9 protein-coding genes and 1 pseudogene are annotated in these 12,188 nt (G+C 47.4%); 5 read left to right on the top strand and 5 right to left on the bottom strand.

Going from position 1 to position 12,188, the window contains the following annotated elements:
- Positions 1–11: 11 nt before the first annotated feature.
- A complete protein-coding gene (locus tag NT073_RS20445; protein WP_297377151.1) occupies positions 12–2,441 on the bottom strand; it encodes a TonB-dependent receptor in 2,430 nt (809 codons plus the stop codon).
- A 600-nt stretch (positions 2,442–3,041) separates the two neighbouring features.
- Here NT073_RS20445 and NT073_RS20440 point away from each other — a divergent pair.
- The gene (locus NT073_RS20440; protein WP_297377149.1) at positions 3,042–3,407 is read left to right on the top strand and encodes a hypothetical protein; all 366 of its coding nucleotides are present in this window, start codon (positions 3,042–3,044) and stop codon (positions 3,405–3,407) included.
- 186 nt (positions 3,408–3,593) lie between these two features.
- Positions 3,594–3,947 carry a hypothetical protein gene (locus NT073_RS20435; RefSeq protein ID WP_297377147.1) on the top strand — a complete coding sequence of 118 codons (354 nt, stop codon included), beginning with the start codon at positions 3,594–3,596 and terminating at the stop codon, positions 3,945–3,947.
- 211 nt (positions 3,948–4,158) lie between these two features.
- Here the strand turns inward: NT073_RS20435 and NT073_RS20430 are convergent, their stop codons facing one another.
- The 4 genes from NT073_RS20430 to NT073_RS20415 form a co-directional block, all read right to left on the bottom strand.
- Positions 4,159–4,344 (bottom strand): hypothetical protein, encoded by a 186-nt coding sequence (locus NT073_RS20430; protein ID WP_297377145.1) that lies wholly within the window; start codon positions 4,342–4,344, stop codon positions 4,159–4,161.
- A gap of 286 nt (positions 4,345–4,630) precedes the next feature.
- Positions 4,631–4,876, bottom strand: a complete 246-nt coding sequence (locus tag NT073_RS20425; protein ID WP_297377143.1) for a hypothetical protein — start codon at positions 4,874–4,876, stop codon at positions 4,631–4,633.
- Between the two features lie 909 nt (positions 4,877–5,785).
- Positions 5,786–6,475: a YetF domain-containing protein gene (locus NT073_RS20420; protein WP_297377141.1), complete on the bottom strand. Its 690-nt coding sequence runs from the start codon at positions 6,473–6,475 to the stop codon at positions 5,786–5,788.
- Between the two features lie 6 nt (positions 6,476–6,481).
- Positions 6,482–7,165: a YetF domain-containing protein gene (locus tag NT073_RS20415; protein ID WP_297377139.1), complete on the bottom strand. Its 684-nt coding sequence runs from the start codon at positions 7,163–7,165 to the stop codon at positions 6,482–6,484.
- Positions 7,166–7,295: 130 nt separating this feature from the next.
- Between NT073_RS20415 and NT073_RS20410 the strand changes: the two are divergent.
- From NT073_RS20410 to NT073_RS20400, 3 genes and pseudogenes are all read left to right on the top strand, one after another.
- A pseudogene (locus NT073_RS20410) lies at positions 7,296–8,591 on the top strand (alpha-amylase family protein); the annotation flags it as partial.
- Positions 8,592–9,141: 550 nt separating this feature from the next.
- On the top strand, positions 9,142–11,061 hold the full coding sequence (gene treZ, locus NT073_RS20405; RefSeq protein ID WP_297377135.1) for a malto-oligosyltrehalose trehalohydrolase: 1,920 nt from the start codon (positions 9,142–9,144) through the stop codon (positions 11,059–11,061).
- Positions 11,003–12,188, top strand: a 1,186-nt coding sequence (locus NT073_RS20400; RefSeq protein ID WP_297377133.1) for an alpha-amylase family glycosyl hydrolase, incomplete at its 3' end; no start/stop codon positions are given. The genes treZ and NT073_RS20400, both read left to right, overlap by 59 nt.

The raw sequence follows: 12,188 nt of genomic DNA, 5'->3' as shown, positions 1-12,188 counted from the left end.
ACTGTCAGGTTCTAAAAACGATAGGAGAGGGTGCTAATAAACTGCCGGGGAGGAATCGGCATAATGCTATACCGGTCGTGAATCAGGTAGTTCAGTTCATTGGTGATGTTCGAAACTTTAGCCAGTAGCGATACCTTCCGATATGTGTACCCGGCCGACAGGTCGAATGTGGCAAAACCGGTAAGGGGAATCAGGCGGCTGAACTCCGGCGTTTGGCCAAAGGTATTGTTATTGCCGCCGTAGCGGGCACCGGTATAAAAAGCTGAAACTCCCAGTTTAAGTCCACGTAAGGGCGACCGGTCAACGGTATAAAACAAGGTGAAATTGGCTGTATGAGCCGGATTGTTCGTCAGGCGTTCCCCCTCAAGATAAGCTCCCTTTACCTGCGTTGTTTTCGTATACCGCATGTAGTTATAACCATAACCGCTAATGAAATAAAAGTTTTTGGATAGGTTACCAGTCAGGTCTACCTCCAGCCCATCGCTGGTTGTCTGGCCCGTAAACTCTTTCACGTTCGAGTCGGTATTAGGTGATCCATCCAGTCTGAACGGGGCCATCAGGGCCAGATTGCTATTGACGATATGATACACACCGAAATTGGCCGTGATGCGACCATCCAGAAATTCGTTTTTAACCCCTGCTTCGTACTGATCGACAATCGATGGTTTTAGTAATTGTCCGTTGATGTCGACACCGGTATTGATGGTAAAGTTGCTGGCGTAACTGCCGAAGAACGAAGTCCCCTGGGTTGGTTGATAAATCAGCGCCACCTTTGGCGAGAAGGCCGCATCCGTCCTGGTTTCAACAGAGCCCCGCTTTTCGATCTGGGTTGTTAAGTCGAGAAGGGTAGTCTGAACCGTTTTCTGTTGTGACCAGCGCAGACCAGCCAGTACTTTAAGTTTGTCGGTCAGGCTTATGAGGTCCTGGGCGTAAAAACCAAGGCGGGTGGATGGGGAAGTCGTGCGAATAGTGGCGGTAGCCGTCGGAATGTCGGAACGAGTTTCGAATTTCGTCGGGTCCAATATATTGATTCTGTCGTAGGTGGTTACTGTAACGCCATTGCTAGTGATGGAAAACGCGTTACTCTCACTAACAATACCCACCAGATCAGAACCCACCAGCAACTGGTGACCAATGACTCCCGTATTGAATCGACCGTTGAGGTTTACCTGGCCGGTGTAGTTGTTTTCGGCAGTTTTAGTGCGGCTCAGCGCCCGGTTCCAATCACCGTTGGTAGCAACATTGTTGTTGGGAACCCCGGCACCGTAGGCCGATACGCTAGTGCCCTGAGCTGCGGCAATGAAATTTAATTTCCAGTTATTAGTAAATGAATGATCGAGGTTCAGCGAACCACTGGTCTGTTCAACATTATTGTAGGCCCAGTTTGTATTGATAAACCGCGACCGGGGTACATCTGGTATGATGGCGTCCTGGTTGGCATTCAGGGAACCAATGCCATTGTCGGGTGTCAGGTTCGATTTCAGGTAGTCGCCCTGTAGTAGAATGGTTGTCTTCTGGCCGAGTTTATACAATAGCGAAGGGTTGATATAAACGCGGTCGGTTTTTACTACATCCCGGTAGCTTTTGGCATTTTCGACAGTGCCGATCACCCGGAACGCTAGGTTTTTTGCCAGAGGGCCGTACACATCGACTACCGGCTTTAGCAGCCCAAAGCTGCCTGCACGCATCGACACCTCACCACCAAATTCGAACTTCGGTTTTTTGGTCACCATGTTCACGATCAGCCCGCCCGACACATTGCCGTACAATAGAGACGAACTACCTTTCAGTACTTCTACCGATTCCAGCGTACTGGCTTCGGGAAAGCCCATCGTGTTGGTAATGACGCCATTTTTAAAAATACTTCCACCAGCACCGGCAATACCAATGCTGTAACCGCGGGCCGAAAATGTTTCGGCCACACCACCCCGCTGCTGCGTTAACGAAACACCGCTCACGTTTTTCAGTGCATCGCCCAGACGGGAGATTTGTTGATTTTCGATAACAACGCTGCTGACAACACCCGTCATTTGAGGTAAGTCGAGTGGGGCAATACTGGCTTTGCCGACTGTAACGGCCCTATTGGCGCCTACAACCTCAACTTCGCTCAACTGGGCCGTGTTTTCTGCCAGAACGAAGTCAATGGTTTCTGTTTGGCCAGATCGAACATGCACTATTTTCTCCTGAGACTGTAAGCCAACAGATGTTACCCGCAATGTATATACCCCCTGGCTGATGCCTTTCAGCAGAAAAGAGCCGTCTTCAGTAGTAAGTGTTCCTTTACGGATTTCTTTTAAACCAATGTTAACAAAGGATGCTGAGTTGCCGTCTCGGGTGGTAATAACTCCTTTGATAATTCCCTGACTTTGTGCTTCTGCTGGCAATGTCAACAACGTGAGCAGAGTACTTACATAGAAAAGGAGCGTATAGTGTATTCTCATTTATTTAGAATTATTATAAGTAATGGCAAAGCTAAATGTTGCTCTACTGAATGCAAAGTTTATTTAGAATAATTCTTAATTATTATGGAAATGCACTACTGTTTCCTAGAATGGTTCAATTGATGATCTGGCTTAGAAATTGATTAAGTGTCGAGAACTATAGTAAAGGACAGACTCGGCGACATCTGTCTGTTCATAGTCGCCTGTATAGGTTATACTCTTATTTTTCAATGTTTCAGGTCGTCTTTCGCAACGAAGTGGCTAGTTTTTAATCACTCAGGTGCCCGAACAGGTGCTGATCTCAGGCTTGGAAATTCCGGCCGTTAGTGCTTGTCTACTTTAAGAATCGCAGTCAAGCGTTTCCCGTATGATAAATTACCGCCGGGTTAATGTATACAAAACTACACGGCCACTATAAATTCTATACTTTTGCTTAAACTTATAAGTAGTCTTTAAAGTATTATTAGTAGAGTCAACTTCCATAATTGATGGAATGGACATTCACCACAGTGCTGGTTAACTGATAATGGCTTACAACAACCAGGCACTTTAGAGAAGTGGCTTATATAAAACACAGTATAGTATTAACCTCTTGGAACCATGAAGACACACCTACAGGGAGATGCGTTTGTCGTTATCGATGACGCAATTTTGGATCAACAAGTGATTCAGATCAAGGTCAAAAAAGACTGGCGGACGATTGAGCCATACATGACTGGTTTAGACAGAAACAGTTTGAAGTCCGTTGTTTATGGCTTTTGTCGGGATGTAGTTCCTTCTCTTTCGTACCCTAGTAGATGGAAGTGTTTTGATCTTGATGACATTGACGCTGTTGAGGTAACAAACTATTCCTTTGATCCTCATATAGATTACGAAGGAGAGAATGATTGTATGCTGACGGTATACCGAAAATTAAAGCCAGCGTGGACGTCTGAAGAATCAGTCCATTTATGTATCGCCGGATGAGTCAGGGGATCATGCGGGCCTCCGTATTTAAAAATCATCCGGCTCGTTAATGACGAGCCGGTGAAAACCTTCCTCTTTTTGTCCAGATACTATGTACGAGTTATGACTGGATCTGGATTGGTATAACTAAATTTTTGCTATCTTTATATTTCATGTAAAATATATAAATAGCAAAAGTAAAATACAATGAATGAGGTAAATTTGACGGGTTCAAAGGCGATAATTCGATTCATGCTCTATACAGATGTGAATCGCAGACGAGCGGCAAAAGTAGGCAATGATATAGAAGTAGACCTTAAACTAGCGCTTGGGAGTGTGTATGATTATGGCACGAAACATGAGTTACTATTTGAGGAAATAGACACTGAACCGTGTCAATACATTGTAGCTATGCTGCCCTATTACCGGCAGATTCCTCACCCTTACAAAACAGATGGTCTTATACCTGTACGACTTGTGTATTTAACAACCATTGCGCTTTGGCCATTCTTCGAGCCAATTGATGGCAAAACGCTGAACAGAGCCATGCTTCCCGAATAATTAGCCGCAAGGGTTCGTCTTATAATCTAGAATTAACGTAGGCTTTTAGTCAGTGTCTTACCTTTAAGCAGACAATTAGGTTACTAACATCATGTGTATCAGTCAAACGCCAGTTTCTGTGAGACTGGCGTTTTTATTAACCTACAAGTTTTCGATAAAGGATTAAGTAGATCGATTCTGTTGAATTGATAACCGAACTTATGCCCTATACTTATATAATAGCCCAAGCCAAGACGCCGAGGAAAGTAACTGTTAAACTCATAAAGAGAGTGATGACGTCAAGACAGGCGGGAATGGATTCTTCACGTTGCTGCTCGGTCATGTCAGGATGAAACTCGACAAACTGATCAACAAGTTGTCGAACAACACTCTTGCGTAAAATTTCGTATGTAATCATATTGATTAGTAGTTAGCGTTTTGCGTTTGCATCTACACACCGAGCTTGACTTTCTTTGTATGATACTATTTTTTCGGGAAAAAGTCAATTCTTTTTACATAACGTAAAGAAACCACCAATGGTTATGATACACCAATAATAAATTAATAAAAAGATGATACGGGGCTAATAGTAAGGGCTGGGGTTTATCTTCAGAAGTGTATTATCGAGCCGACAATACCTGAACCGGCTATTCTGTACCGATCTATTCAACCTACTGGTTTTCGGGTTCGACTAAATGATCTTGTTAGCTTTCGAGCGACGATACGTCCCACTCAGCATAATAGCCGCCCATTTCGATTAATGTATATAAAGTGGCTCGTAACAGGGATGTCATTGGTCCATCATTCATCAAAATGAGCTTACGATTGCCCTCTTGGTAAATACTAAAAATATCTTCTTGATTTAAGGGGTTGATCAATAGCCATTTGTCTGCTAGGTATATTGGTTCTATACCGGTACGAAGACTTACCCGTTGAAGTATTTCTTCCATTGAAGGTAGTGGATTGTCAAAGTGTACTTCTCGACTAAAAACCATTATTTCAAGTTGTATTAAGGCGATATGCTAACAAAAGTCAGCATGTAAGAGATTTCGTGGTATATTCGCTTTATCAAAGGGGATTTAACGATTCCCTTATGGTGTGGATAGAAGCGGAAAGCAGGCTGACAATGTTGGTCTGCTTTTTTTTATCCAATAATGTTAACGAATACAAACGGCTCCAATTCATAAGTAACTAGTGGTTTCTACTTACTGTTTTCCTGTATTAGTTAATAGTAACATGTATTCTCCCTACCAAGGCAGTCTTTTCTCATTTCTCCAATTAATTTTTGACCAATCACAGTGCAATACAGCACTGTTTTTGAGTTAGTCAGTAAAGTAGTAGGCAGGCCAGCATTAAGAAGTGATAGTCTACTGGCGGGACTGGTATCCGTTGCGGGCACACTCTTTTATTAGGTTTAATACGTAGAATAAATATTTTTTGTTGCTCTTGTATCAACCTATTTTCATGATACAAAGGCCTTTTCTTCGTTTATCCGGGGTTCTCCAGGTATTGGCCGTTAAGTCTTGGCCTAAAATACGCCGTACGATCAGTGAGTCAAAAGTCTATACTTATCAACAATAGGTTAACAGCTGCTTAAGTATATATGCCTGTGTCTTAGCTCCAAAACCGCTTTGGTTGTAAAAGTAATCTACAGTTTTCTTGAGTATAACTTAATGTAGAAAATAGTCGGATTAAATTTCCATTATGATTTCAACAGGTGCTTGAAAAGAGGTGATGTACCAATTTGTGTTATGGACGGTTAGCCCGGTGTCAAGGAGAAATCGTTCAGTTTTGCGGACAAATCATTAGCACCAAAATAAATTTTCGGTTAAGTAAAGATTGCCTCTTACAGGTTACGATCAGGCGAGCGCCTGAACCCACTGGTGATGACTACAGTTGGGGCAGACATCGGCGGTTTGATCAAGAGGTTTCTGTAGATAGCCGCATCGGAAGCAGACGCACTCATGGGGCGCTTTGGGCTGCTGGTTAGCAAAGTCATCATCCCAGACTGGAATAAGGGAAAGCCCGGGTCTGGGTTTAGGGTCTTTAATAAGAGTAAAAGCACCGTTGGCTTCCATATAGAGTCGTTTAACCTGCCCCAGATGAATGATACCGCCCGACCGGAGTTGAGCGAAAAGTAACTCGCGTGTGACCCGCGACTCGCTCAGGCTGGCAAGTTGGATAACCGAATTCTCGACAAGTGTGCTGCTGATTCCCTGAGTAAGGCCTTCAAATTTCTCGTTTTTGGCCGCCCAGTAAGAAATAAACCGCTGGGTAAACACCACCACCAGTGCAATAACCACAACAGGTAATAAGCCGCGTTGGGCATCCAGGATTGGAATACCCACCGCAGCCGCCAACGAAACCATAGCCGCCATTTCATTCCGACTAAGTCGGGAAGCCATTCGTCGGCCCATCAGACGCATGGACACAACCAGAATCAGGTAAACTGCAGCCGCCCGAATGAGAATTTCGATGTAAAACGTTCCCGGAACTTCACCAACGAGAATCCTAAGCCAGTCGGATAGAAAGATATCTTCTTTTTTCATGGGGTATTAGCGCACCGCAGCTATCCAGTGATTGGCCTGACAAACCGGGCAGGAGTTGGGTTGAGGTTGTGCGGGAGCAGTATTGCCGCAGTTGGTGCATGCAAGCGTCTCCGTTTTCTCGTGAATAGACTGAATTTCATTGTCTGAGGGTTCCAATACGGATAGCCCCGGCTTTCCCGGTTCGTCCCGGTAAATGCTGAACATGCCGTACGCTTCCAGATACAGCCGTTTCACCATACCTAGATTATAGACGTTCTCGCTCCGGAGAGCAGCAAAAATCTGCTGGTGCGACATGCGGTTCGATACCATCTGTTCCAGTTGAAAAACGCCGTCTTTTACCAGCACCGTCGCGGTTCCCTGAACAATCTTTTCCGTTTTACTGCTTTTACCACCCAGCCAGTTCGTACCTCGCTGAAAGATGAGCGCACAAAGCAGAGCCAACACCCCCAACAGTAAGCCCCGGTCGGGTAGTTGCATGGCCGGGGCAATAATGGCTCCCATGGTGAGCATAACAGCCAACTCCAGATTGGTGAGCTGTCCGTTCATTCGCTTTCCCAAAAGGCGCATTACAATCAGCAAAATAAGGTAGATCAGTGATGTTCGAATAAACACCTCCAGCAAAAACTCAGCCGGGGCATCGCCGAACAGAATCCGTTGCCAATCGTCTAAATGGATAGCCTCTTTCTTCATATGTATTTAACTTTTCGTTCAATCGAAAGGATAAACTTTTTCCGAAGAATCTGACTTTTCTTATGGTACCTATTGAATAAATACAAAAAATCGGCCATGAAATAGGAGAAATGTGAGGATAGCTAACAGGATGGTTCGTTGGGGAGTTATCCTTACAGAAAGCCATTACTACTCACTCATGAAACAACTTTTGATTCTACTGAGCTTCGGTATCCTTTTGTCCTGCGAATCAAAGTCTTCTGAATCAAAAGAAGATAAAGCCCCGCCGGTAGCGGTACCAACCGATTTTATTGAGGAATTATGGTATAAGAACAGCCTTATCTACAATGTCGATGTGGAAGTGTTCAAGGATTCGGATGGGAACGGATACGGCGATTTTAAAGGCCTAACGCAGGAACTCGATTACCTGAAAGGGTTGGGCGTGCAAACCATATGGCTGGCGCCCTTTCAGCCCACCCCTAACAAAGACGATGGGTACGATGTTTCGGATTTCTACGGTATCGACACGCACCTGGGCACAACGCAGGATTTTGATGCGTGTGTACGACAAGCTAATCTGCGGGGTATTCGGGTAATTATGGACTTGGTTACAAACCACACGTCCGATCAGCATCCTTGGTTTAAGCAGGCCCGACAGCGGAAAGATTCACCCTACCGGTCGTGGTACGTATGGTCGAAAGAGCGACCCGAAAAGTGGGATTCCGGCATGGTGTTCCCCGGTGTGCAGAAAGCCGTCTGGACGTTCGACAAACAGGCAGGCGAATATTATTACCACCGCTTTTATGACTTTCAGCCCGACCTAAATATGCAGAACCCGGCTGTGGTACAGGAAATGCGGAAAATCATCAGGTATTGGCTCGATAAAGGCATTGCGGGTTTTCGGGTAGATGCCGTTCCGTTTTTGATTGAGGTGGCAAACCCTGGCTTCGACCCCGACAAGCCCCAGCACCAGTTCGACATGATCACCCAGATGCATCAGTACGTACAGTGGCATAAACGAGATGCCATTTTGCTGGGTGAAGCAAACGTTGATCCAAAAGAGCAGGAGCCCTATTTTGGTAAAGAAGGACAGGGAATCCAAACCATGTTTAACTTTTTCGCCAACCATCACTTATTCTATGCCCTGGCAACGTCGGATACGAAGTCGCTGAAGAAGGCGTTGATCGATACTAAAAATATACCCACAACGTCGCAGTGGGCGCATTTCCTCCGAAACCACGACGAAATTGATCTCGGCAGGCTCAGCGATGAGGAACGGAAGAAGGTTTACGCCAAATTCGGACCTGACGCCAACATGCAGCTTTATGACCGGGGCATTCGTCGACGGCTGGCCCCCATGCTGGCTGATCCGCGTCTGGTCGAACTGGCCTATAGCGTATTATTTTCGCTGCCTGGCATGCCGGTTATCCGATACGGCGAGGAAATCGGTATGGGCGATGACCTGCGGCTGAACGAGCGGCTTTCCATCCGGACACCCATGCAATGGTCGACCGGTACGAATGCGGGTTTTTCGCAGGGCACCAAACTGGTACGGCCCGTTATCAGCGATGGGCCATATCGCTACAGCCTTGTCAACGTGGCTGCTCAGAAGGCCGATTCGGCATCGCTCCTCAACCGGGTAACCCGCTTCGCCCGTTTGCGCAGAGAGTGCCCTGAAATAGGCTGGGGAACCTGGGAACTCCTCGACACGGGTTCCGAAAACGTGCTGGCTATCCGGTATGACTGGCAGGGACGTTCGCTGCTGATGGTTCACAACTTCAGCGCCGAACCGAAATCCTGTACGCTAAAGCCATCCCAAAAGACCAAAGGATTTGCCCGTAACCTGTTAAGTAATAAAGCTGAACAGCTGGATCGGCAGGGGAGCATTACCATTCCGTTGGCGGGCTATGGGTATAGCTGGTACCGACTGACTGACTAACTAACAAAATTTCGTTGCGGGCTTACGTTCACCCGGACGGGCTACCATTATTTCTGCTATGCACCAACTCAACGTAACTAGACGATCACTGGGTATTCGCTTTCCCGACAAATCCGACGCCCAGGTGACAATTTGGGCGCCCAAAGCGACGCAGATAGCCCTTAACATACACGAAAGTCAGGCAGTGCTGCCCCTGCAAAAGGATGAACTGGGCTACTGGCATCTAACCACCGACCAAATCAAACCCGGCGATCAGTACACATTTGTGCTTAATGGCAATGAGGAGTACCCCGACCCTGCGTCGCTTTCCCAGCCTCAGGGGGTAGAGGGGCCTTCGCGGGCGGTCGATACAGCTGCGTATTATTGGGAAGACCAGAGCTGGATAAACCCGTCGCTGGATAGCTACCTGATCTATGAAATTCATACCGGCTCCTTTACCGATGCCGGTACGTTTAAAGCTCTGGAAGCCAAACTGGATTACCTGAAAGCACTGGGCGTAACGGCCATTGAGATCATGCCCGTATCGCAGTTTCCGGATTCGCGAAATTGGGGTTACGATGGTGTGTACTCCTTTGCCGTGCAACATTCGTACGGAGGGGTCCAGGGATTGCAACATCTGGTGAATACCTGTCATTATAAAGGACTGGCAGTCGTGCTGGATGTCGTCTATAATCACTTCGGGCCGGAGGGCAACCACATGGAAAATTTTGGCCCCTACCTGACGGACAAATACCGTACGCCCTGGGGAAGAGGCATCAACCTGGACGACAACTGGTGTGATGGTGTCCGACGGCACTTCATTGAAAATGCTCTGATGTGGTTCCGGGATTTTCATATCGACGCCCTGCGGCTCGATGCCGTTCATGCGCTCATGGATTTCGGTCCTGTTCACCTATTGCAGGAACTTCGGCAAAAAGTCAATGAACTGATGCAGGCAACCGGACGTCAACATTATCTTTTTGTCGAATGCGACCTGAACGACCCGCGTTACATTAAACCACTGTCCGAACAGGGCTATGGCATGGATGCCCAGTGGATCGATGAGTTTCATCATGCCCTTCGGGTAGCCGTTGGTGAAGATAAAACCGACTATTATGCCGATTTTGACGGCCTCAATCACTTGGCCAAATCCTACAAGGATGCATTTGTGTACGACGGCCAGTTTTCCGTTGTTCGGCAGAAGCTGTTCGGGCAGAAAGTTCATGGTAATGCCGGCCAGCAGTTTATCGTCTTCTCGCAAAACCACGATCAGATCGGGAACCGGAAACAGGGCGAGCGGTCGAGCCAGTTGTATAGTTACGAAATGCTCAAGCTGATGGCTGGTGCCGTGCTGGTCAGTCCGTTTATTCCGTTGCTGTTTATGGGCGAGGAGTGGGGCGAAACAAATCCGTTCTTTTACTTCGTTAACCACACCGAACCCGAGCTGGCCGAAGCCGTACGGCAGGGCCGAAAAGAAGAATTCGCTACGGATGATGACGATGACGACGTGCCGGACCCCCAAACGAAAGAAACGTTCGAGCAGACAAAATTACAATGGCAGCTGCCTGCCCAGGAGCCACACCGGACGCTACTTCGCTATTACCAGACGCTGATTGCGTTGCGCCATCAGCTACCGGCCCTCTACCACCTCGACCGGGATCAACTCGACGTCGTTGCCGATACGGATAAAGAGCTTTTGACCGTACGTCGCTGGTATGAGGATCAGCATGTGCTGTGTCTGATGAACTTCTCCAAACAACCGCAGTCAACAACCCTTTCTGTATCAGGTGAGGACATATGTTGGGAAAAACTGCTGGATTCTGCCGATGCGCAATGGCAACCAAATGTGCCATCGGCCAGCAGTAAATGCCCAGTTTTAATAAAGAATGGAGATGCCATTCTGCTACAACCCGAATCATTTATTCTTTACGCTCAACATCATGAAAAATCCCGTTTCCACCTACCGGATCCAATTCCACAAAGACTTTACGTTCCGTGACTTTGAGCGAATAATTCCCTATCTGGACCAATTGGGTGTACGCACTTTATACGCGTCGCCCATTTTTGAAGCCGTACCCGGCAGTGCCCACGGCTATGATTCCGTGAACCCGCAACGGATTAACCCCGAAATTGGTACCGAGGCCGAACTTCACACCATTAGTCGGCAGCTGAGCCAGCGCGGTATGAACTGGATACAGGACATTGTGCCCAATCACATGGCCTTTGATCCGCATAACTTATGGCTGATGGATGTGCTCGAAAAAGGCCAGCTATCACCCTACGCTTCCTTTTTTGATATCAACTGGCAAAGCCCGGTCCATCAGGGCCGACTCATGGTGCCGTTCCTGGGCGACCCGCTGCCTGACGTGTTGGACCGGGAGGAGCTTACCGTAGACTATCAGGATGGAAAGTTTGTTGTTCGGTATTTTGACACCACCTATCCGCTCCATTTGCGTTCCTATAAATCTATTTTACAACCTGTCGATGCCGCCATTCCGGTTGCGGTGCAGGCATTACTGGAGCAGCTAAGCCTTCTTGAGCAGTTCACGGATACGGATGCTTATGCCCATTTATCGGATAACTGTCAACAGACGCTTGCTGGATTGATGTCGAAGGCGGAAGTAGAAACGTATGTCCGATCTTGCTTAAAAACGGTCAACTCGAGTCCTTTGCTTGTCAAACAAATTGTCGATCAGCAAGACTACCGGCTGTGCTTTCACGGCGAAACCGATCAGCAGATCAACTACCGGCGGTTCTTTACCGTCAATTCGCTCATATGCCTTAACATCCAGGACCCGGTAGTCTTCGATGCCGTGCACCAGCTTCCCAAAACCCTGCTCGAAGCCGGCGTTTTTCATGGGTTGCGGGTCGATCATATCGACGGACTTCAGGACCCAAACCGCTACCTCCAGCGACTGCGCCAACTGGCCGGACCCGAGGCTTACATCGTCGTCGAGAAGATTCTCCAGAATAAGGAAGATTTGCCCGATGACTGGCCGATACAGGGGGCTACGGGCTATGCCTACCTCTCGATGGTCAACAATCTCTTCACCCGAACAGAAAGTGAAGCCAGCTTCACCCGCTTCTACCATGCCCTGTTGGGCGAGAAAATGGCCGTTCGGGCGG

Source organism: Spirosoma sp., assembly GCF_026391055.1.
Classification (GTDB): Bacteria; Bacteroidota; Bacteroidia; order Cytophagales; family Spirosomataceae; genus Spirosoma.
The sequence above is the reverse complement of the archived record's forward strand: the minus strand, read 5'-3'. Positions and strand labels throughout refer to the sequence as shown.

Coding starts and splice junctions, on each gene's coding strand:
- NT073_RS20445 (WP_297377151.1), bottom strand. CDS start 2,441: ATGAGAATACACTATACGCTCCTTTTCTATGTAAGTACTCTGCTCACG.
- NT073_RS20440 (WP_297377149.1), top strand. CDS start 3,042: ATGAAGACACACCTACAGGGAGATGCGTTTGTCGTTATCGATGACGCA.
- NT073_RS20435 (WP_297377147.1), top strand. CDS start 3,594: ATGAATGAGGTAAATTTGACGGGTTCAAAGGCGATAATTCGATTCATG.
- NT073_RS20430 (WP_297377145.1), bottom strand. CDS start 4,344: ATGATTACATACGAAATTTTACGCAAGAGTGTTGTTCGACAACTTGTT.
- NT073_RS20425 (WP_297377143.1), bottom strand. CDS start 4,876: ATGGAAGAAATACTTCAACGGGTAAGTCTTCGTACCGGTATAGAACCA.
- NT073_RS20420 (WP_297377141.1), bottom strand. CDS start 6,475: ATGAAAAAAGAAGATATCTTTCTATCCGACTGGCTTAGGATTCTCGTT.
- NT073_RS20415 (WP_297377139.1), bottom strand. CDS start 7,165: ATGAAGAAAGAGGCTATCCATTTAGACGATTGGCAACGGATTCTGTTC.
- treZ (WP_297377135.1), top strand. CDS start 9,142: ATGCACCAACTCAACGTAACTAGACGATCACTGGGTATTCGCTTTCCC.